We start from the raw sequence: 19367 nt of genomic DNA on the forward strand, positions 1-19367 counted from the left end.
GCTTTCGGGTCCGATTGGCTACCCGACAAAGACATGATGGTCCAAAAAGAACGAGATCTAGGTTGCCTAGGAGACGTTTTTTAGAGCCCCACAAATACGCTGCAACATCTTGTTTTTTTGGTAGCGGGCTTCCCCCTTGCCTGTACCTCAACCCGCCTCAGGTGCCCAGCCCATCTCCTTTTGCCAGGTCAGCGCCCAAAGCTTGCAGCGCTTCTTCAGGTGTTGGCCCTGTTGAAGTTGCTTAATTGCAGAGCAGTGTTCAAAGTGGCGCTCATCAATGACAGCCGGTTCGGGCAAAGGGGATTAAACCCTTCATTCGGATACTCCCATTACTGGCAGCAATACCTCGCCAAACCGGGAAGCCGCCCCTACTGCTCCGCAATGCCAACCCAGACGCTGCTCGGCGACTTTGAAGGCTCAAATTACAAACTCCCGAAGCAGGTTTGGGACAAGTACGACTGGTCCATCAGTCACTGCGTGCTCCGATCGGACAACAGTCCGATCGCGCTGGCCTGAGGAGATCCGGCTCCCGCATGGCCACGAACACGCTGCGAAAAAACAGTCGTTTCGGCCAGGATGTTCAAGAACCCAATTAATGGCATGCCCGAGCCCTTGTCTGATCGGCAGGTGATCCTGGCCATCGCGGTAACGCTGATTTTGGTTCTCGGCCTAATCCTCGGCAGTGTCTCCCTCAACCGAGAGCAGCAAGCTCCATTTCTCTGGCGGGAGACGCCTCAACCCAAAGTGACACCATTGGCAATCTGACCACCTGCCCAGAAGCAGGTTGCCTCCTAGTGCGATCGTGGACGAAGAGGGACCCCTCCGATCTGCAGTGAGTGAGCGGCCTGATCCATCCGAGCAGCGACAACTGCATCCTCTGCCCAGAGGGCTGGTTGAGCTCTACGGCTTGATTGCCGTTCTTGTTGTGCTGATCCCTGAGTGGTTGGCGGATGGAACTCTGAATCTTGGCCAAGCCAAAGGTCCTGCGGCACTCCCCATGCGGTCCAGGGCTTGGCGCACCCTTCCGGAACTCCGTTTGGCCGCGATGAGCTTGGCCGAGCTCCGTAAGGCCGCCTCAGAACTGCGTCTGTATCACTACGGATCAGCAACACGAGCCAAGCTCACCACGCGGTTGCTTCGACGACTCAGACGCCGGGATGCACTGTGATAACTTAAATCTGACGGGGCGTGGCGCAGCTTGGTAGCGCACCACTTTGGGGTAGTGGGGGTCGTGGGTTCAAATCCCGCCGCTCCGATTTCAACCGTTTTTTTCCCCACCTGAAACCCAACGTTTCAGGCTCTGAGCCGGCAAACATGCCGGCTCTTTTTTGTGTTCAGTGACGGCCAGTGCGGGTCATCACGAGATGCCTGGACGAATCAATCTGAAGCCAACCCTCATCACGTAACTGACCCAACACACGGGTGACAGTCACCCGCGTCGTGCTGAGTGCACTGGCGATCTCCTGATGGGTGAGGCGGAGATTCAGCCGCAAACCATCATCACAGGGCTCACCAAAGTCCCTAGCAAGCAGCTCGACAAACCCCCGGACCCGCTCTTCAACGCGGCGCAAGCCCAGCAAAGCCAACATCGATTCCGCCTGGCGGTAACGGGCCGTCATGGCCTTCGCCAAGGCGAGAGCCAACTGCGGTGACTGCTCCACTTCAGCCAGATTGCAGCAGAGCAGATCGCAATCCGTCAGCGCAACAGCGTCATAGGCCTCCACATTGGTGAAAGCAGCACCAAAGGGTTCATTGGGCCCCACAAGGCCAAGCACCAATTCATCCCCATGAACTGAAACGGCACCCAGTTTCACCATGCCGCGCACCACAAACCAAACGCTGTTTTTCAGGAGTGGAATCAAGCTCCCTGATGTGACATGAACGACATTATTTTTTTGATAGCTGCCTTCAAGAAACGCCTTGAAGCCCAGAGCTGTTGAAGACAGATCAGAGGACGGAGTAGCAAGCATTTGGAATTCCATGAATCCACGAAAACTGTATTGAGGACAACATCGATTCCCAACAAAGAGGTGGGAGAGGTTTGGTTAAGAGGTCTCTAACGTTGATTCAAAATGCAGATTTTCATAAAAAAGGGCCCCGAAGGGCCCTTTGAAATTTGGTTTTTAAAAAACCGACTCAAGCCAAGATCACTGACCAATCTTTTTGACTGCGGCCTTTGATTTGGCCAGGATGTCCCCCTTCAGAGGAACGAAGCCAAGCGAAGGAGCTTTGCTCTGAGCCTTGCTGCTCAACATGTAGTTGAAGGCTTCCTGCACCACTTTGGCGTTTTTGCCGTTGCCGGTTTTGTAGGCCAACACCCAGGTCAGCGTTGCAATGGGGTAAGCGCCCTTAGCGGTGGGGTTGGGATTCTTGCCAGCCAGATCCTTGTCGAGGCTGATGCCGTTCAGGGCACGGGCGCCAGCAGCAACGGAGGGCTTGAGGAACTCACCCGCCTTGTTCTGGAGAGCAGCGGCCTTGACGTTGCCCTTGATGTAGGACTGATTCACATAACCGATGGCACCCACGCGGTTCTGAATCACACCGGCAACACCGGAATTACCTTTGGCGCCGACACCAGCAGGCCACTTGACGGACTTACCAGTACCCAGGGTCCAGGTCTTGGAGAAAGCCTCCATGGAGTTGGTGAAGGCCTTGGTGGTGCCGGAGCCGTCAGAACGATGCACCCAGGTGAGAGTGCCAGCTTGGCAGCCCAGCTCTTTCCAGTTCTTAACCATGCCCATGGCGACCTTGACGGCCTGCTCCTGGGTGAGTTTCAGGTTGCAGCCGGGCTTGTTGTAGCCGAAGGCGATGGTGCCACCCACCATGGGGATCTGAACAACACCACGGCCGACCTTGGCCATATCCTTCTTCTTCATCGGATCATCCGATGCGCCGAAGTTCACGGTCTGGTCGATGAAGGCTTTACGTCCGGAACCGGAACCGACAGCCTGATAGTTGACCTGAGGGCCACCAGACTTGGCCAGGTCGGCGAACCAACGCTGATAGATCTTGGCGGGGAAGGAAGCACCAGCGCCGTTCAGCTTGGGAGCTGCCGAAGCGGAGATGCCTGCTCCCAGAACAAGCAGGGAAGAGGCAAGAAGGGCTTTTTGTGCGATGCGCATCACAACCGAAAGAGAAACGAGGCTGTTGCAATCCAGGCTTAATCGCAGCAAGGACGACCTGTCGTTATGCGCCCATTAACGCTGGTTAAGGTTCCCCTAAAAGCTCTTTAAGTCATTAGAAAACCCTGGTTGGGATAGCCCAAACCGGGGCATGAATCCAGCAAATCAATGGTTTGCATTCAGGGCTGAATGCCCTCCACCGCACTGTGAGATTTTTCGAGGATGCTTCCCCGGAGAGGGACAAAGCCCAAGGCCGATGCACGCTCCTGGCTGGTGTAACTAAGCATGTAGTTGAAGGTCTCACGCACAGCGTCAGCCTTCGCGCCATTGCCTGTGGCGTAGGCCAAAACCCAGGTGAGAGTCGCGATGGGGTAGGCACCAGCGGCCTCGGGGTTGGGATTGCTGCCAGCCAGATGCTCATCGAGCTCAATGCCGTTGAGGGCTATGGCACCCGCTTCTACGGAGGGCTTGAGAAATTCACCGGACTTGTTCTGCACCGCAGCAGCCTGCACATTTCCCTTGATGTACGACTGATTCACATAGCCGATCGCGCCGACCCGGTTGTCGATCACCCCGGCCACCCCAGAATTGCCCTTAGCACCCACGCCCACCGGCCATTTCACCGATTTACCGCTGCCGAGGGTCCAATCCGGTGAAAAGGTCTGCATCGAATTGGTGAAGGCCTTGGTGGTGCCGGATCCATCGGATCGATGCACCCAGGTGATCGTGCCCGCGTCACAACCAAGCTCTTTCCAATCACTGATGCGGCCGATTGCCACCCCCACAGCCTGCTGCTGGGTGAGCTGAAGCTCGCAACCCGGCTTGTTGTATCCGAAGGCGATGGTTCCCCCCACCATGGGGATCTGGACCACCCCTCGGCTCACCTGATTGCGGTCGGCTTCTTTGATCGGGTCGTCTGACGCAGCGAAATCAACTGTTTCATCGATGAAGGCTTTGCGACCGGAACCGGAACCCACCGCCTGGTAGTTCACCTTGAGGCCGCCTGAGCCGGCCAGATTGGCAAACCAGCTCTGGTACACCTTGGCGGGGAAGGAGGCTCCGGCTGCATTGAGGCTGGACACACTGGAGCTGCCACCACAGGCGGTAAGACCGACAGCAAGGACGCTCAGGCTTGAGACAGCCAGGGAACGATGTGCCAAAACCTTCGTTGTGATTTTGACCATCCTCCCGCGTCGTGGATCCAACCTCAGAGCGTCGGAACAACGGTGATCGGAGGAACGGTGATCGGAACAACGGTGAGACGGGTTGCCACCGCGTAGCAACGCAGCCAGCGGTTCACACGTCTGCGATGGATCGCGGGAACCTCGCCGATCAATTGACTGAGTTCATCAGCGCCCATGCGTCGCAGGGCCCGTACATCCACATGCCACAGCGCTTCCGCTTCACGAATCAAGCGCGCCCAGGTGCGCACCTGCTGCCATTGGCGCAAGCGAGAGCGAATGGGGCGTTGATGGGGATGCAGAAATGCCGTCATGTGTTCAGAGTGCTGCCTCAAGCAGCACTGTCTGCAAAATCACCCAGAGCCTTTCGGAGTGCTGAAGCAAAAGCGCAGTCTCAGGCGCTGAGGCGATCAGCCTCCAGCTCCACGGGGGCGACAGGAAACTCCAGCGCTGCAATCTCGCGATCACTCAACCGACGGGTCCAAGCACCCTTGATCGGATCGTTCCAGCGGAAGCCGGCCGCTTTGGCCAGATGGCGTTCATCGAACGACACCCGAGCGCGCATCAATTGGCGGGGTTCCAAGCCCCGCTCCAAGAGCTGCTCCAGGTCATCGCAACGCGCGAAGACCTCTGCGATGTAGATGCAATCGCTCAGGGCACGATGAGCTGCCCAGACCGGGACGCCATAGGCCAAGGCAAGGTCACGCACCGATGGCCGTGAGCGCAGCTGACGCTCAGCCGGCCAGCGAATGTCCTCCATGGTGCAGAGCCATGGCGTGGTGGTGGCCGGCACAGAACCAAGACCGAACCACTGGCGATCGAAGGCTGCGTTGTGAGCTACCAACAGATCAGCCGCGCTGAGCAGATGCTCGAACCACACCAGCGCCTGTTGCCAGGGTTGTGGGCGGCGGGTGACGGCGGCGGGAATCCGGTTAATCGCCTCCGCAGCATTGGATTCAACCGGCAGGAGGAAGGATTGCTGGGCCAGCACCGAGCGACTCGGTACATCGAAAAGAATGCAGCCCACCTCAAGACACTTGTCTTGAAGCGGATCCAAGCCTGAGGTTTCGGTGTCAATGATCAGAAGGGTGGAGGGGGAGCCCTCGACCGAATCCTTAGTCCGATCGCCAGTGGCGGCGGGCACAACGTCTGGCGGAACCACAGAAGGTGAATCCGAAGCTGAGACCTGAGAATCTGTCGGCGTTGGAGCGGCTTGGGGCTGTGAAAAGCCTGCAAGAAAGTTGAGCTGCTCAGGCATGGCGCGATGTCTGCTCCCACCCCTGATTCTCCCGCCCCGGGCAAGGAGCCTGCTGCCTAGGGTTCACACTCTTCACTTTGATCGGATGGCCCTCGGGATCGGCGACCGTCTTCCCTCCTTCAGCCTGGAGGATCAGAACGGTGACCTTCGAACTCCCGCCTCGGTGCAGGGCCGTTGGCTGGTGCTGTTCTTCTATCCCAAGGACGACACACCGGGATGCACCGCCGAGGCATGCAGCTTCCGCGACAACACGGAGAGCTTTGCTGCACTCGATGCGGAGGTCTGGGGCATCAGCGGTGATGACGCCGTCAGCCATCGCCGTTTTGCCACCCGCCACAACCTGACGTTCCCGTTGCTGTGCGACCGCAACAACGCCCTGCGACGCGAAATGGGAGTTCCTAAAGCCCTGGGCCTTTTGCCCGGTCGTGTCACCTACATCGTTGATGGCGAGGGGGTGATCCGACACACCTTCAGCAACCTGCTTGATGGCCCGGCCCATGTACGGGAAGCACAGCAAGTGCTGAATCAGCTGCGCGGCTGAGCATGGTCAACTGGCGTCAGCTGGGTCCGATCTGGCAGCTGCGGCCTGCCGAACCAACGGGGCTGATCGAATTCATCGGCGGCAGCTATCTGGCAGCGACACCGCAGCTGAGCTATCGGAGGTTGCTGGAAGACCTTGTGGCCGATGGCCTCGCTGTGCATGCCTGGGCCTACGTGCCTGGATTTGATCATCAGCGGCAGGCCCGCGATGCCTGGAGCGCCTTCCGCTCGGCGCGACGCCAACTGGAGGAGCGATGCGGAGCCCTGGCAAGTCCACTTCGCCTCGGCCACAGCCTGGGTTGCAAGCTTCATCTGCTGGCCCCCGATGGGGGACGCGGCAGCAGAGCACTGATCGCCCTGAGCTTCAACAACTTCAACGCCGACCGTTCGATTCCGCTGCTCGGCGAACTCGCGCCACGGCTAGGGGTGGACACTGAATTCAGTCCCAGTCCAGCCGAAACACTTCGCTTGATCGCCCGCCACTATCAGCAGGAGCGAAATCTGGTGGTGCGATTCGGGCGTGATGAGCTGGATCAAAGTGGCGACCTGATTCAGGCGCTGAAACAACGACCTTCGGATTCCAGCTCAACCCTTGAGCTTCCCGGGGATCACCTCACCCCGGCCAGTGCTGGGCTGCGACGCAGCTTTCTCGGGGACTGGGCGGATGACCCCAAACGGGTGGCGGTCATCCGACAATTGAGCAGAACCATCTGCAGCTGGAGCAGCTGAGCCTCTGCGGCCCCGAGGCAATCAGGCCCTGAGTCGATCCAGAACGGAGCGGTCTTCCAGGGTGCTGGTGTCGCCACTGACCTCCTGACCGGCCGCCAGGGCACGCAAGATCCGGCGCATGATCTTGCCACTGCGGGTCTTGGGCAGGGCATCACTGCAACGGATCTCATCCGGCCGCGCGATCGGACCAATTTCCGTTCCGACATGGGCCCGCAACTCCTTCACCAGGGCGTCATCGCCGTCACGGCCAGCCTCGAGGGTGACAAAGGCGACGATTCCTTCGCCCTTGAGGTCATCGGGTCGTCCCACCACTGCCGCCTCTGCCACAGCGGGGTGACTGACCAGAGCCGATTCGATCTCCATCGTGCCAAGGCGGTGGCCCGAGACATTGATCACGTCATCGACGCGTCCCATGACCCAGAAGTAACCATCTGCATCCCGGCGAGCGCCATCCCCAGCGAAATAGAGATAAGAGCCATCGGCAGGACGGATGTGCTCCCAGTAACTCTCGCGGAAGCGTTGGGGGTTGCCGTGCACGGTGCGCATCATCCCGGGCCATGGGGCACGCACCGCCAGATAGCCGCCTTCATCGGCACCACAACTGTTGCCTTCCGCGTCGATGATGTCGGCCTGAATACCCGGCAGAGGCAGGGTGGCGGAGCCTGGCTTGGTGGGGGTTGCTCCCGGCAGAGGGCTGATCATCACTCCACCGGTTTCGGTCTGCCACCAGGTGTCGACGATCGGACAGCGATTGCCTCCGATCACATCGCGATACCACATCCATGCCTCCGGATTGATCGGTTCGCCGACCGTGCCCAAGAGGCGGAGGCTGCTCATGTCGAACTGATCAGGAACGGATCGACCGTTCTTCATGAAAGCCCGGATCGCTGTAGGAGCCGTATAGAAGATCGTGATCCCATGCTTCTGAATCAACTCCCAGAAGGCGCCGGGCTTGGAGGGGCGCGGTGCGCCTTCGTACATCACCGTCGTTGCACCGTTCGATAAGGGGCCGTAAACGATGTAGCTGTGGCCGGTGATCCAGCCCACATCGGCGGTACACCAGAAGACATCCTCATCACGGATGTCGAAGATCCACTGGAAGGTGAGGTGGGCCCAAAGGTTGTAGCCGGCGGTGGTGTGCACAACACCCTTGGGTTTACCCGTGGAGCCGGAGGTATAGAGAACAAAGAGGCGATCCTCGCTGGCCATGGGCTCAGCGGCGCAGTCGGCACTCTGGCCCTCCACCAGGTCATGCCACCACTGATCGCGACCGGCGACCATCTGCACGTCCTGCTTGGTGCGCTGCACAACGAGCACTCCGGTCACAGAGGGGCAGGCACCATCGGCAAGAGCCGCATCCACCGCGGGTTTAAGCGACACCGGTTTGTCCTTGCGGAAGCCGCCATCGGCGGTGATCACCGCTTTCACCTCACCATCGTTGATACGGTCCCTGAGGGCTTCAGCCGAAAAGCCACCGAACACCACTGAATGGGGTGCGCCAATGCGAGCGCAGGCCAGCATTGCGATCGCCGCCTCAGGCACCATCGGCATGTACAGCGCCACGAGATCGCCTTTGCCGATCCCCATGGCCTTCAGACCGTTCGCGGCTTTACAGACCTCAGCGTGCAATTCCCGATAGGTGAACCGGCGTACATCGCCCGGCTCCCCTTCCCAAATCAGCGCTGTTTTCTGTGCCGTTGGCCCGTCGAGATGTCGATCCAGGCAGTTGTAGGAGAGGTTGGTGGTTCCTCCCTCAAACCAGCGGGCAAAGGGGGGATTGGACCAATCGAGCACGGTGTGGAAGGGCTCGAACCAGTGGAGTTCACGGCGGGCGGCATCGCCCCAGAACGCATCAGGATCGTCTTGAGCCGCATCGGCCATCGCCCGATAGGCATCCAAACTGCCGATGCGGGCTCTAGCGGAGGTGTCTGCTGGCGGCTCAAACACCCGCTGCTCCTGCAGGACGCTTTCGATGGTGGTGTTGGAGTCGGTCACAGCAGACTGCGCGGTGCATCTCCTCGAAGGCTAAGGAGCAAGACCCCGCTTGATCCATGTCCCGTATCAATCCGTCGGACGATGCAGCGGAAGATGGAGCGGACGATGCGAAAAGATTGAGCTGGGCATCGCCGTTCCGGGATGAAATTTCCACCTGCCGCTTGCCTGTTCGATCTGGACGGGCTTCTGCTCGACACCGAACCGCTGCATGGCCGGGGCTGGTCGGAAGCCGCGGCCCATTTCGGCACACGACTGAGTGAGGCTCAATTGATGCAATTGAAGGGCCGTCGCCGACTCGACTGCGCAGCCCAGGTGAATGCATGGCTGGCCAAACCGGTGGGCGTGGAGGCCCTCTTGGCTGTGCAGCAGCCAATCGTTCGTGCCCTTCTGCCCGATGCCTCCGCGTTGCCCTCAGCGCAGGAGCTGGTGGCGCTCTGCCACAGCCGAGGAATTCCCATGGCTCTGGTCACCAGCAGCAGCCGCGTCGCCGTTGAATTCAAAGCAAGCCCTCACCCCTGGCTCGAGCAAATCCGGGAACGGGTTTATGGCGATGACCCTGACCTTGCAGCGGGCAAACCCGACCCCGCACCCTTCCTGCTTGCAGCACAGCGGCTGGGGCTCAACCCACAGAACTGCTGGGCCCTTGAGGATTCACAGGCCGGAAGCCAGTCGGCTCACCGTGCCGGATGTCAGGTCTGGCTGGTGAATGCATCCGGTTCAAGTGATCCTGACTTCACCACCAACCCCTGTGAGATCAACAGTCTTGCCGTTGTTTTAAAGCTGTTGATCAGTACAGACGGCTGAGAACAAAGTCCGGCAATTCCATCAAGGCTCTCTGGGAGGGAGACTCCGGCAGCCAAGCGATCGATTCACGGGATTCGCGAGCAAACGTTTCGGCAAGATCTCGGGTGCGTTCAATCGCTTTAGACGCCCGCACCATCTCAAGCGCTTGGTCAAGGTCACCGGGCTCTGAAAACTGGCGATCGATCAGCGGTTGCAGCGATGGATGTTCCTCAAGGGCGTAAAAGGTGGGAGCGGTGAGATAGCCACTGGCGAGATCACTTGCCGCTGGCTTTCCGAGCTGCTGGTCGCTTCCAGTGAAATCAAGGATGTCGTCAACAACTTGGAACGCCAGACCAAGCTGGCGACCAAATTGATAAAGGTTGTCGAGCTGTAACGAAGAGCAGCCGCTGAGAACGCCTGCAGCGCGGCAACTATTGGCAATCAACGATGCCGTCTTGCAGTAACTCTTTTCGAGGTAGGTCTCAAAAGTCTGGGCTGTGTCGAAGCGGTACAGGCCCTGTTTGATCTCACCATCCGCAAGATCCATGATCACGCGGCTGAGCAGCTTCACCACTTCGAGGTCATCGAGGTTGGCCAGGTGCCAGCTGGCCTGCGCGAAGAGAAAGTCTCCGGCGAGAACAGCGACGCGGGCGTCAAAGCGGCTGTGGACGGTGTCCACGCCACGCCGTGTCGATGCTTCGTCCACCACATCGTCGTGAACGAGCGAAGCGGTATGGATCATCTCTGTGATCTCAGCCAACCGTCGGTGGCGGGGTGAAAGCTCACCCTTGTCGGACAGAGCCCTGGACAGCAGCAGGACAATCCCCGGTCGCAAACGTTTACCGCCGGCGCTGAAGAGGTGCTCCGCTGCGGCCTGAAGAATGGGATGACCTGCCCCAATCAGGCTGCGCAGGTCTCCGAGCAGGGTTTCAAGGTCGTTCTCCACCGGTTGGAGTAGCTCGGTGACGGTGCTCATGACTCCCCTCGGCGCCGCGATCCTAGTGGCCCCATGCTCAGTCCTGCAGCAGCTGGAGGCTGACGGCAGGCCGCTGCCCCAGCCAGGGGGTGGCGCGCATCGCGAAGCCATCGGGGTCAGCAGTGACACAGAACCGGCAGCTCTCCAATGAAAACGGGCTTTGGATCTGCGAGATCCGGTCTGGTGGCCCTAGGAGCGCGTCCAATTGACGGGCCACTCCCATCGCCGGATCAATGATCTGGACAGACTCCGGAAGCATCTGCCGCAACAGAGGCACCATCAACGGGTAATGGGTGCAACCCAACACGATCGACTCGACGGAGGCCGCGAGCAAAGGTTCGAGATAAGCCTGCGCCGCTCGGCGCAGGTCTCCAGAGTTCATATCGCCAGCTTCGATCAGTGGAACAAACGCAGGACAGGCCTGCTCAATCACGACCGACCCGGGGTGAAGCGCTTCGATGCTGGCCCGATAAGCCGAGGAGGCAACGGTGGCCGGCGTGGCCAGCACACCAACCCGGCGGGTTTCCACCATCGCAGCGGCTGCACCAATCAGACCGATGACCGGAGCCCCGGCCTGGCCCTCAGCCACATCCCTCGCCAAGGCGTTGGTGGTGTTGCAGGCCATCACCACCGTGGTCACCTGCTGGTCACTCAGCCAACCCACCACTTCAGCAGCAATGCGACGGATGTCATCCGGTTGACGATTGCCGTAGGGCACCCGCGCCGTGTCACCGAGGTAGACGCAGGGAACCGGCCCATGACGTTCAAGCACGCGCCGGAGAACCGTCAGGCCACCGAGTCCACTGTCGAAGAATCCCAACAGTTGAGGCGTCATCGCACCTCCTGCTTGAGGTAATTGAGAATGCCGGCCGCCAGTGCCAAGGCCAACCGGCGGCGATGGTCAGCGTTCGCAAGACGCGGCGCATCAATCGCTCCAGTGACAAATCCCATCTCCACGAGGGCAGAGGGCATGGTGGTGCGACGGATCACGAAGAATCGACCTCGCCTGACACCACGATTCGGTGTGCCGGGAGACACATCCATCATCTGCTGCTGCAGATAGGACGCCAGGCGTCCAGATCGGGGGTCCGAGAAGAAAAAGGTCTCAATCCCATTCACATCCGGACGGTTCATGCTCAGCGCATTGGCATGGATGCTCACAAAGGCGGTTGCCCCTGTTCGATTCGCCAGGGACACCCGCGGCGGAAGGTCCACATCCACTTCACGCGTACGGGTCATCCGAACATCCACGCCGCGCGCCCGGAGCAGGTCTGCAACCTGCAGCGACACATCAAGAACCACGTTGGTCTCGCGCAAGCCACCAATTCCGATCGCCCCAGGATCTGGACCACCGTGACCAGGGTCGATCACGATGCGATAGCGATTACGGGCGACCGTCGGCAGCCCCGAAGGATCGACCGGCGTCCGGGTGGGACGGAATCCACTCGGCGGGAGCCAGGCCGTAGCGCGACCCGTCAAATCGCCTTCGCCAAAGTCATCGAGCCCACGGGTGGGGAGACCGGTGAAGACCAGTTCCCAGCGATCCGGAGCGGTTCCACGCAAACGCAAATCGTTGGGGTTGAGATCCACATCTGGACGGAATTCCACGACCAGACGGGTGGCACCGACGCGGGGCTTCCCCAGCCGAATTTCTCGGACGGCGCCCCGACCAGCCAACCGACGCGGGAACTTCAACTCCCCAGGAATATCAATCCAGACCCGGGTTCCACGACCATCGCTGGCAGCCTGAAAAAAGGCTTCCAACCGAGCGTTCCGGCTCGTGCGCAGCTTGAGCACCCCCTCTTCGGTGAAGGCCCAGGCCGCCAGGGCACTGGCAGCTCTGGCGGGCAAGCCCTGGGTGAAAGCAGTGCACTGCAAGGCCGCGGCCAGAAGCCAGGCCAGTCGTCGGGACGACGCTGGAGGCATGGTGCTCAGAACAGGGCGGGCTGACGATGCCGAAGGCTCGGCATCTGGCCCCGAACATGACCGAGGTGATTGGTGTTGACCGGAGCAATGGCTGCTCCAGCCTGAACACCCGCATCGGCAAGGACCGTGCCCCAGGGATCAATCACCAGAGCGTGTCCGTGGCTCTGTCGGCGACCGTGGTGGACCCCCGTCTGCGCTGGGGCAAGCACATAAGCCGTGTTCTCGATGGCCCTGGCCTGAAGAAGAACCTGCCAGTGGTCTTTTCCGGTGAACGCGGTGAATGCTGCAGGAATCATCAACAGATCTGCGCCGGCGCCGACGAGGTGGCGATAGAGCTCAGGAAACCGCACGTCGTAGCAAATGGACAGCCCCACCTTGCACAGACCAGGAATGTCGACAACAGGAGGTAAATCACGCCCCGGGTTCACCGTTGCCGACTCGCGGTAGGTGTTGCCGTCCGGCAGGTCGACATCAAACAAATGAATCTTGTCGTAACGGCCCAGGAGCATGCCGTCACGGTCGACGAGCTCTGAGCGGTTCAGCGTGCGTGATCCATCACCCACAGGCACAGGAAAGCCCCCACCAAGAAGCGCCACCTGATACCTGCGCGCCATGGTCACCAAAAAGCGACTGCACTGTTCAGCCAGCGTTGGGGCCAGTGCCAGGCGCCTGCTGTCCTCCCCCATAAAGGCGAAATTCTCGGGGAGACCAATCAGTTCGGCACCACGGCGTGCAGCCAGATCGATCTGCTCCTCAGCAGCATTGAAATTGAGCTCCGGATCCTGACTGCTCGTTAGCTGAACAGCAGCCGCCAGGAAGTCGCTCACATGAACTGATCAGATCATCGAATTTTACTGAGAGTCAGGCCGCCCGAAGCACCCCGGGTTCGACCTGTGTCGGAACGACACTGAGCTGATCAAGACCAGCACAGCAGCGGAAGTCATCATCGTGATCCCCCAGGCCAATCAAACGCTGGCCATGGGTCGCCGTGCGAAGGCACGCTTCTGGATCGGATTGCCACTGACGCCAGAGGGAAACGGCAGAGGTGAGTTCATCGTTGGCGGCGTTGCTCCCCGTGGGATCCAGCTCAAGCAACCGATGGGCCAACGCTCCAGCAGCGAGTGAATCTTCTAAGGAATAAGCACCCTCCCAACCGCTGCCAACAATTGCTAAGTGGCTGGGTTGTTTCGCCAGCAGACGCTGCGCAACGGCTTCGCGATTCGGCAGCGCCGCCGTCAAAAGCAGGGGGACTTCTCGCACACGATCCAAGGCACGCGTGCCATTGGTGGTACTCATAAACAGACGCTTGCCAGCCACCCGCTCCGGCACGACCGCAACGGGCGAATTGCCAAGGTCAAATCCCTCCAGCATCTTCCCCCCGCGCTCACCAAGCAGAAGACGCGAGTCAGCGGGCCACGCGGCTGATTCCGCCCGGAGGTCGTCGAGGCTGGCGAAGGCCTGCACGGCCTCGGCACCGTTATGCAATGCCCAGGCAATGGTGGTGGTGGCCCTCAACACATCAATCACCACCGCCGCATCAGGGCGAAGGTCCTGCGGCATTTCTGCCGGCACATGGAAGTAGGAGATCTGCATGGCCACGCTGAACACCGGCGTGCGACACAGTACCGAGACCGCTTGTGCCAAGACCGTCATCCCATGGCCATGTTCCAATCCGGTCCGGCCACCAGAGACCTGCGGGGCTTCCTGAAGCTCCTTGAGGACCGTGGTCAGTTGCGACGGATCACGGCACCTGTAGATCCCGACCTCGAGCTGGCAGCCATTGCCGACCGGGTCCTGAGCCAGGGAGGTCCGGCCTTGCTGTTCGAGAACGTGATCGGCTCCTCGATGCCGGTGGCCGTCAACACCCTCGGCACAGTGGAACGGGTGGTCTGGAGCATGGGTCTCGAACGGGCTGAACAACTGGAGGAGCTGGGTTCACGTCTCGCTTTGCTTCAACAACCCAGACCACCCAAAGGCCTCCAGGAGACCAAACAATTTGCCCGCGTCTTCTGGGATCTGGTCAAGGCCAAACCCGACCGCGACCTCACACCCCCCTGCCGGCAGCAGGTGTTTCGCGGCGATGAGGTCAATCTCGACAACATTCCCCTGATCCGCCCCTGGCCAGGTGATGCAGGGGGTGTGATCACCCTTGGCCTGGTGATCACCAAGGATCCCGAAACCGGGGTCCCCAACGTGGGCGTCTATCGACTTCAAAAACAGTCGTTGAACACGATGACCGTGCACTGGCTGAGTGTGCGTGGAGGAGCACGCCACCTGCGCAAAGCCGCAGCCATGGGCAAGAAACTTGAGGTAGCGGTGGCCATCGGAGTGCACCCGTTGCTGGTGATGGCCGCTGCAACGCCAATTCCCGTGCAGCTGAGTGAATGGCTGTTTGCGGGGATCTACGCCGGTGAGGGCGTTCGTCTGGCTCCCTGCAAAACAATCGACCTGCAGGTGCCCAGCCACAGCGAAGTGGTGCTGGAAGGAACGATCACTCCTGGCGAAGTGCTGCCGGATGGGCCCTTCGGAGATCACATGGGGTTCTATGGCGGTGTGGAGGACTCACCTCTGGTGCGCTTCCACTGCATGACCCAACGCCGTGATCCGGTGTTTCTCACCACCTTCAGCGGCCGCCCTCCGAAGGAAGAAGCGATGTTGGCTATCGCGCTGAACCGGATCTACACACCGATCCTGCGGCAGCAGATTCCGGAAATCACCGACTTCTTCCTGCCGATGGAAGCGCTCAGCTACAAGCTGGCGGTGATCTCGATCGACAAGGCTTATCCGGGGCAGGCCAAGCGTGCTGCCATGGCGTTCTGGAGTGCCCTGCCGCAATTCACTTACACCAAATTCGTGGTGGTGGTGGACAGCCACATCAACGTGCGCGATCCACGCCAGGTGGTCTGGGCCATCGCGGCCCAGGTGGATCCCCAACGTGACCTCTTCACCCTGGAGAACACGCCCTTCGACACGCTGGACTTCGCCAGCGAACAACTGGGCCTGGGAGGACGACTGGCCATCGATGCCACCACCAAGGTCGGACCCGAAAAGAACCACGACTGGGGCGAACCTCTGAGCCGTCCGGCAGATCTGGAACAACGGGTCAGCGACCGCTGGTCTGAGCTGGGTCTGGATGACCTCGGCGACGACGACCCCGATCCCAGCCTGTTCGGCTATGCCCTCGACCGACTGATTCAGGGCCTGAAGACCGGCCAATAGGATCAGCCCAACGACGTTGCGACCTTGAGCGGCACAGGCCAATCCGATGACCCCCGTGAGCTCAAGGCCGGAGGAAGCCTCAAGGGACGCGTGAAAGTCCCCGGCGATAAATCGATCTCGCATCGATCCCTGCTGTTTGGCGCCATCGCCGAGGGCACCACAACGATCGATGGTCTGCTCCCAGCAGAAGACCCCCTGAGTACAGCCGCCTGCCTGCGGGCGATGGGCGTCACCATCAGCCCCATCACCGACGGCGGCATCGTCACCGTTGAGGGCGTGGGCCTGGATGGATTGCAGGAGCCCGCAGAAGTACTCGACTGCGGTAATTCCGGCACCACCATGCGACTGATGTTGGGTCTGTTGGCGGGCCGCGACGGTCGACATTTCGTGCTGGATGGCGACGCATCCCTGCGCCGCCGCCCGATGCGTCGTGTGGGCCAGCCGTTGGCCTCGATGGGTGCTGATGTGCGCGGCCGTGATGGGGGCAACCTGGCCCCTCTTGCGGTGCAGGGGCGACGCCTCAAAGGAACCGTGATCGGTACGCCGGTGGCCAGTGCTCAAGTCAAGTCGGCCCTGCTCCTAGCCGCCCTCACGGCGGAGAGCCCGACCACCGTCATCGAACCGGCGCAGTCCCGCGATCACAGCGAACGGATGCTGAACGCCTTCGGCGCTGATCTGACGGTGGGCGGCGAAATGGGTCGGCACATCAACGTGCGTCCCGGCGCCACCCTGCATGGCCAGAACGTGGTTGTGCCCGGGGACATCAGCTCAGCAGCCTTCTGGCTTGTCGCTGGAGCCCTCATTCCAGGAGCCGATCTCACCATCGAGAATGTGGGGCTCAACCCAACACGTACCGGAATCCTGGAGGTGTTGGAGCAGATGGGTGCACAGATCAACGTGCTCAACCCCCGCGATGTGGCGGGCGAACCTGTCGGCGACCTAAGGGTGACCCACGGACCCTTGAAACCGTTCCACTTTGGCGAGGAAATCATGCCCCGCCTGGTGGATGAGGTGCCCATCCTCAGTGTCGCCGCCTGTTTCTGCGACGGCGAGAGTCGGATCAGTGGGGCGTCTGAACTGCGGGTCAAAGAAACCGATCGTTTGGCGGTGATGGCCCGCCAGCTGAAGGCCATGGGGGCCGACATTGATGAACACGAGGACGGCATGACCATCCGCGGCGGGCGACCGCTCAAGGGAGCCGTGCTGGACAGCGAAACCGATCACCGGGTGGCGATGAGCCTTGGCGTCGCAGCGATGCTGGCCGATGGGAACTCCAGCCTGGCGAGAAGCGAAGCGGCAGCGGTGTCTTATCCCTCCTTCTGGGACGAGCTTGAGCGGCTCCGCTGCTGACCTCGGCGCTCTCCGCGTCTACCCGACAGCGGATGGAAGCTTCAGCCTGCACAGTGATCATTTTGGAGAGGCTTTTCACAACTCCGCGGGAGCTCTGAATGAGGCCCGAGCCAAGTTTGTCCAGCCTGCGGAGCTACAGCGCTTCCGCAACGGCCATGCCCTAAAAATCCTGGATGTCTGCCTAGGGCTTGGATACAACACGGCCGCCGTGTTGGAGGCCCTGCTGACGGCTGAACCCGTCGTTCGATGGTGGGGACTGGAACTGGACCGACGGCCCTTGGAACAGGCCCTGGACCAGACGAGCTTCCACTCCCTTTGGCCAGCGCCTGTGCTGGCCAAGCTTGAAGCCATCCGCGATCAGGGCGGCTGGCAGGAGAACAACAGCCGCGGGATTCAGCTCTGGGGGGATGCCCGAGCGACGCTCCAGGAGATTCCTGAGCCCGTTCGCTTTGATCTGGTGCTGTTGGACGCCTTCTCCCCCCAGCGCTGCCCAGAACTGTGGAGCGAGGAATTCCTGGGAGCCCTGGCGCGACGCCTGGAGCCTCAGGGGCGGCTGCTGACCTACAGCCGGTCCGCCGCGGTGCGGGCCAGCCTCAAGCGAGCAGGCTTGCGTTTGTTTTCACTGCTGCCAGCCCCGGGCGAGCGGGCGGGCTGGAGCAGCGGCACGCTGGCCACGCCACCGGACTCCGCCTGTCCGCAGGACGGACCCGGTTGGCGACCTCTTTCCGCCATGGAGTGGGAACACCTGCAGACGCGGGCAGCCGTGCCGTTCCGTGATCCCCAGGGCAATGCCACGGCTGATGCCATCCTTCAGCGCCGCCGTGAAGAGCAGCAGCATTGCGGCTATGAACCGACCAATGCCTGGCAAAGACGCTGGCGCAGGGACAGCGCCTCTTGAGCCCGGTAGATTCCGGCCGTCTTCCCCCCGCTCCACATGCTCGCCGTAGCCGTTCTGGCCGCTGGAAAAGGCACCCGCATGAAGAGCGCACTCCCGAAAGTGCTCCAACCTCTGGTGGGAGCCACCCTGGTGGAACGGGTGCTCGCTAGTGCCCGCAACCTGCAACCGGAACGGCGGCTGCTGATCGTGGGGCATCAAGCCGAACGGGTGGAGCAGCAGCTGGCCCCGCTCGGAGCCCTGGAATTTGTCCTGCAGCAGCCCCAGAACGGCACGGGCCATGCCGTTCAGCAACTGATTCCGTCGCTGCAGGGCTTCGAAGGCGAACTACTCGTGCTCAATGGCGATGTACCGCTGCTGAGGAGCGAAACGGTGGACGCACTGGTGCAGCAGCATCGGGTCAGTGGTGCCGATGTGACGCTGCTGACGGCAAGGCTCGCTGATCCCACCGGTTACGGACGTGTGTTCGCCGATCCCGACGGCAGGGTGAGCGGAATCATTGAGCATCGCGATTGCACGGACGAGCAACGCAGCAACAACCTCACCAACGCCGGCATCTACTGCTTCAACTGGAGGGCTCTGGCCGACGTTCTGCCGAAGCTCAGCACCGACAACGATCAAGGGGAGCTTTACCTCACCGACACGGTGGCAATGCTGGCGAAGGCCATGCACCTGGAAGTGGCTGACGCCGATGAAGTAAACGGCATCAACAACCGGCGGCAACTGGCCCAGTGCGAGGCCCTGCTGCAGCAGCGGCTGCGCCACCACTGGATGGACGAAGGCGTCACCTTCATTGATCCCGAAAGTTGCACCCTGAGTGAAGGCTGCAGCTTTGGCCAGGACGTGGTGATCGAACCGCAGACTCACTTCCGCGGTGACTGCGTGATTGGCGACAACTGCCGGATTGGCCCCAGCAGCCTGGTGGAGAACGCGTCTCTTGGGGCCAACGTCAACGTGGTGCACTCGGTGGTGCGGGAGGCCAACGTGGGCAACGATGTCGTCATCGGCCCCTTTGCCCACCTCAGGCCGGCCGCGGACGTCGGCGATGGCTGCCGAATCGGCAACTTCGTCGAGGTGAAGAAAAGCCAGCTAGGTGCTGGCACCAAGGTGAACCACCTCAGCTACATCGGTGACGCCAATCTCGGGGACAACGTCAACGTGGGCGCCGGCACGATCACCGCCAACTACGACGGGGTAAACAAGCACCGCACCGTGATCGGCAGCAACAGCAAAACGGGTGCCAATTCCGTGCTGGTGGCCCCCGTCAACGTCGGGGAACAAGCCACCATCGGCGCCGGATCAACGATCACCAAGGATGTGGCCGATGGAGCACTGGCGATCGGACGCGCCCGCCAGATGACCAAGGAGGGCTGGGCCAAACGAAAGGTCTAGA

The 19367-nt window shown here is 61.0% G+C and carries 20 protein-coding genes, 1 tRNA gene and 1 pseudogene; 11 read left to right on the plus strand and 11 right to left on the minus strand.

Annotation, left to right across the window (positions count from 1 at the left end):
* Positions 1 to 330 precede the first annotated feature (330 nt).
* From FZZ92_RS04310 to FZZ92_RS04325, 4 genes and pseudogenes are all read left to right on the plus strand, one after another.
* Positions 331 to 516, plus strand: a pseudogene (locus tag FZZ92_RS04310) (peptide-methionine (S)-S-oxide reductase MsrA); the annotation flags it as partial.
* 84 nt (positions 517 to 600) lie between these two features.
* Positions 601 to 765: a hypothetical protein gene (locus FZZ92_RS04315; protein ID WP_226406843.1), complete on the plus strand. Its 165-nt coding sequence runs from the start codon at positions 601 to 603 to the stop codon at positions 763 to 765.
* Between the two features lie 67 nt (positions 766 to 832).
* The gene (locus tag FZZ92_RS04320) at positions 833 to 1168 is read left to right on the plus strand and encodes a hypothetical protein (RefSeq protein WP_226398974.1); all 336 of its coding nucleotides are present in this window, start codon (positions 833 to 835) and stop codon (positions 1166 to 1168) included.
* A gap of 14 nt (positions 1169 to 1182) precedes the next feature.
* Positions 1183 to 1256: transfer RNA gene (locus FZZ92_RS04325), tRNA-Pro, on the plus strand.
* 78 nt (positions 1257 to 1334) lie between these two features.
* Here FZZ92_RS04325 and FZZ92_RS04330 read toward each other — a convergent pair.
* The 5 genes from FZZ92_RS04330 to FZZ92_RS04350 form a co-directional block, all read right to left on the minus strand.
* Entirely contained in the window at positions 1335 to 1970 is a 636-nt protein-coding gene (locus tag FZZ92_RS04330) for a Crp/Fnr family transcriptional regulator (RefSeq protein WP_226398953.1), read from the minus strand.
* A gap of 177 nt (positions 1971 to 2147) precedes the next feature.
* Entirely contained in the window at positions 2148 to 3122 is a 975-nt protein-coding gene (pstS, locus tag FZZ92_RS04335) for a phosphate ABC transporter substrate-binding protein PstS (protein ID WP_226398954.1), read from the minus strand.
* 179 nt (positions 3123 to 3301) lie between these two features.
* Positions 3302 to 4306 carry a phosphate ABC transporter substrate-binding protein PstS gene (gene pstS / locus FZZ92_RS04340; RefSeq protein ID WP_226422652.1) on the minus strand — a complete coding sequence of 335 codons (1005 nt, stop codon included), beginning with the start codon at positions 4304 to 4306 and terminating at the stop codon, positions 3302 to 3304.
* Between the two features lie 23 nt (positions 4307 to 4329).
* Positions 4330 to 4617, minus strand: a complete 288-nt coding sequence (locus FZZ92_RS04345) for a hypothetical protein (protein ID WP_226422653.1) — start codon at positions 4615 to 4617, stop codon at positions 4330 to 4332.
* An 80-nt stretch (positions 4618 to 4697) separates the two neighbouring features.
* Positions 4698 to 5561 (minus strand): 3'-5' exonuclease, encoded by an 864-nt coding sequence (locus tag FZZ92_RS04350; RefSeq protein WP_226398957.1) that lies wholly within the window; start codon positions 5559 to 5561, stop codon positions 4698 to 4700.
* 85 nt (positions 5562 to 5646) lie between these two features.
* Between FZZ92_RS04350 and FZZ92_RS04355 the strand changes: the two genes are divergently transcribed.
* Together FZZ92_RS04355 and FZZ92_RS04360 are read left to right on the plus strand one after the other, a co-directional pair.
* On the plus strand, positions 5647 to 6102 hold the full coding sequence (locus FZZ92_RS04355) for a peroxiredoxin (protein ID WP_226398958.1): 456 nt from the start codon (positions 5647 to 5649) through the stop codon (positions 6100 to 6102).
* Positions 6103 to 6104: 2 nt separating this feature from the next.
* Positions 6105 to 6830, plus strand: coding sequence for a DUF1350 family protein (locus FZZ92_RS04360; RefSeq protein WP_226398959.1), 726 nt, complete (start codon positions 6105 to 6107; stop codon positions 6828 to 6830).
* Positions 6831 to 6851: 21 nt separating this feature from the next.
* On the opposite strand, the gene acs is transcribed toward FZZ92_RS04360, so the two are convergent.
* On the minus strand, positions 6852 to 8825 hold the full coding sequence (acs, locus tag FZZ92_RS04365; protein ID WP_226398960.1) for an acetate--CoA ligase: 1974 nt from the start codon (positions 8823 to 8825) through the stop codon (positions 6852 to 6854).
* Positions 8826 to 8966: 141 nt separating this feature from the next.
* On the opposite strand from acs, the gene FZZ92_RS04370 reads away from it, so the two are divergent.
* On the plus strand, positions 8967 to 9629 hold the full coding sequence (locus tag FZZ92_RS04370; protein ID WP_226398961.1) for an HAD family phosphatase: 663 nt from the start codon (positions 8967 to 8969) through the stop codon (positions 9627 to 9629).
* On the opposite strand, the gene sds is transcribed toward FZZ92_RS04370, so the two are convergent.
* The 5 genes from sds to FZZ92_RS04395 are packed head-to-tail and all read right to left on the minus strand — an operon-like array spanning position 9613 to position 14103.
* Positions 9613 to 10584, minus strand: coding sequence for a solanesyl diphosphate synthase (gene sds, locus FZZ92_RS04375; RefSeq protein WP_226398962.1), 972 nt, complete (start codon positions 10582 to 10584; stop codon positions 9613 to 9615). The two genes, FZZ92_RS04370 and sds, sit on opposite strands and share 17 nt — an antisense overlap.
* A gap of 37 nt (positions 10585 to 10621) precedes the next feature.
* Positions 10622 to 11419 (minus strand): glutamate racemase, encoded by a 798-nt coding sequence (gene murI, locus FZZ92_RS04380; protein ID WP_226398963.1) that lies wholly within the window; start codon positions 11417 to 11419, stop codon positions 10622 to 10624.
* Positions 11416 to 12510, minus strand: coding sequence for an N-acetylmuramoyl-L-alanine amidase (locus FZZ92_RS04385; protein ID WP_166018149.1), 1095 nt, complete (start codon positions 12508 to 12510; stop codon positions 11416 to 11418). The genes murI and FZZ92_RS04385 overlap by 4 nt, the downstream gene beginning before the upstream one ends.
* 5 nt (positions 12511 to 12515) lie before the next feature.
* Complete coding sequence (locus FZZ92_RS04390) at positions 12516 to 13337, minus strand: carbon-nitrogen hydrolase family protein (protein ID WP_115023402.1); 822 nt, start codon at positions 13335 to 13337, stop codon at positions 12516 to 12518.
* Between the two features lie 34 nt (positions 13338 to 13371).
* Complete coding sequence (locus FZZ92_RS04395) at positions 13372 to 14103, minus strand: 2-phosphosulfolactate phosphatase family protein (protein WP_115023404.1); 732 nt, start codon at positions 14101 to 14103, stop codon at positions 13372 to 13374.
* A 63-nt stretch (positions 14104 to 14166) separates the two neighbouring features.
* On the opposite strand from FZZ92_RS04395, the gene FZZ92_RS04400 reads away from it, so the two are divergent.
* Genes FZZ92_RS04400 through glmU form a run of 4 tightly spaced genes read left to right on the plus strand, consistent with a single transcriptional unit; the run spans position 14167 to position 19366 of the window.
* Entirely contained in the window at positions 14167 to 15729 is a 1563-nt protein-coding gene (locus tag FZZ92_RS04400) for a UbiD family decarboxylase (protein ID WP_115023405.1), read from the plus strand.
* 24 nt (positions 15730 to 15753) lie between these two features.
* A complete protein-coding gene (gene aroA, locus FZZ92_RS04405) occupies positions 15754 to 17079 on the plus strand; it encodes a 3-phosphoshikimate 1-carboxyvinyltransferase (RefSeq protein ID WP_226422654.1) in 1326 nt (441 codons plus the stop codon).
* Complete coding sequence (locus FZZ92_RS04410; RefSeq protein ID WP_226422655.1) at positions 17060 to 17977, plus strand: tRNA (5-methylaminomethyl-2-thiouridine)(34)-methyltransferase MnmD; 918 nt, start codon at positions 17060 to 17062, stop codon at positions 17975 to 17977. The genes aroA and FZZ92_RS04410 overlap by 20 nt, the downstream gene beginning before the upstream one ends.
* A gap of 36 nt (positions 17978 to 18013) precedes the next feature.
* Positions 18014 to 19366, plus strand: a complete 1353-nt coding sequence (glmU, locus tag FZZ92_RS04415) for a bifunctional UDP-N-acetylglucosamine diphosphorylase/glucosamine-1-phosphate N-acetyltransferase GlmU (protein ID WP_226422656.1) — start codon at positions 18014 to 18016, stop codon at positions 19364 to 19366.
* Position 19367: the final 1 nt, after the last annotated feature.

Source organism: Synechococcus sp. MU1611, from assembly GCF_020514255.1.
GTDB lineage: Bacteria > Cyanobacteriota > Cyanobacteriia > PCC-6307 > Cyanobiaceae > Parasynechococcus.

Bases quoted from the DNA above. Each gene is read 5' to 3' on its own strand.
- glmU (WP_226422656.1), top strand. From the start codon at position 18,014: ATGCTCGCCGTAGCCGTTCTGGCCGCTGGAAAAGGCACCCGCATGAAG.
- murI (WP_226398963.1), bottom strand. From the start codon at position 11,419: ATGACGCCTCAACTGTTGGGATTCTTCGACAGTGGACTCGGTGGCCTG.
- FZZ92_RS04360 (WP_226398959.1), top strand. From the start codon at position 6,105: ATGGTCAACTGGCGTCAGCTGGGTCCGATCTGGCAGCTGCGGCCTGCC.
- FZZ92_RS04385 (WP_166018149.1), bottom strand. From the start codon at position 12,510: ATGCCTCCAGCGTCGTCCCGACGACTGGCCTGGCTTCTGGCCGCGGCC.
- FZZ92_RS04315 (WP_226406843.1), top strand. From the start codon at position 601: ATGCCCGAGCCCTTGTCTGATCGGCAGGTGATCCTGGCCATCGCGGTA.
- FZZ92_RS04345 (WP_226422653.1), bottom strand. From the start codon at position 4,617: ATGACGGCATTTCTGCATCCCCATCAACGCCCCATTCGCTCTCGCTTG.
- FZZ92_RS04395 (WP_115023404.1), bottom strand. From the start codon at position 14,103: ATGCAGATCTCCTACTTCCATGTGCCGGCAGAAATGCCGCAGGACCTT.
- pstS (WP_226422652.1), bottom strand. From the start codon at position 4,306: ATGGTCAAAATCACAACGAAGGTTTTGGCACATCGTTCCCTGGCTGTC.
- FZZ92_RS04330 (WP_226398953.1), bottom strand. From the start codon at position 1,970: ATGCTTGCTACTCCGTCCTCTGATCTGTCTTCAACAGCTCTGGGCTTC.
- FZZ92_RS04350 (WP_226398957.1), bottom strand. From the start codon at position 5,561: ATGCCTGAGCAGCTCAACTTTCTTGCAGGCTTTTCACAGCCCCAAGCC.
- sds (WP_226398962.1), bottom strand. From the start codon at position 10,584: ATGAGCACCGTCACCGAGCTACTCCAACCGGTGGAGAACGACCTTGAA.
- pstS (WP_226398954.1), bottom strand. From the start codon at position 3,122: ATGCGCATCGCACAAAAAGCCCTTCTTGCCTCTTCCCTGCTTGTTCTG.
- FZZ92_RS04400 (WP_115023405.1), top strand. From the start codon at position 14,167: ATGGCCATGTTCCAATCCGGTCCGGCCACCAGAGACCTGCGGGGCTTC.
- FZZ92_RS04355 (WP_226398958.1), top strand. From the start codon at position 5,647: ATGGCCCTCGGGATCGGCGACCGTCTTCCCTCCTTCAGCCTGGAGGAT.
- FZZ92_RS04370 (WP_226398961.1), top strand. From the start codon at position 8,967: ATGAAATTTCCACCTGCCGCTTGCCTGTTCGATCTGGACGGGCTTCTG.